We start from the raw sequence: 368 nt of genomic DNA, 5'->3' as shown, positions 1-368 counted from the left end.
ACAACAGCTACACAATTAGGCAATGTAACATCTGGCTTGGACAAATATGGTGATACAGTAGATGGAAAAGAAGTTCCGGGTTCTACAAAAGCTAATAATGGTTTAGTTGATTTATCCAAACCAGCAAATGGAGATGCACCAAAAGTAAGCGATAATACAGCCGCTACTGTAGGTGACCTACGCAATATGGGATGGATTGTATCTGCCGATAAAAAGACAGGTGATTTGACTAATGCGTACTCTGATACAGTGAAAAATGCGAACGAAGTGAAATTCGTAGGTGCAGGCACTGCTATCGTATCTGGTAAAACAGATAATAAAGGTGTACGTACAATCACTGTAAAAGTAGATGACCAAACGTCTACAAA

General features: G+C 39.4%; 1 protein-coding gene. It reads left to right on the top strand.

Annotated elements, in window-relative coordinates; genetic code table 11:
- A partial coding sequence (locus tag EO114_RS07800) for a Hia/Hsf adhesin N-terminal domain-containing protein (RefSeq protein ID WP_206168684.1) occupies positions 1-368 on the top strand: 368 nt, incomplete at both ends.

It is taken from the genome of Veillonella sp. 3627, assembly GCF_003992195.1.
Classification (GTDB): Bacteria; Bacillota; Negativicutes; order Veillonellales; family Veillonellaceae; genus F0422.
The sequence above is the reverse complement of the archived record's forward strand: the minus strand, read 5'-3'. Positions and strand labels throughout refer to the sequence as shown.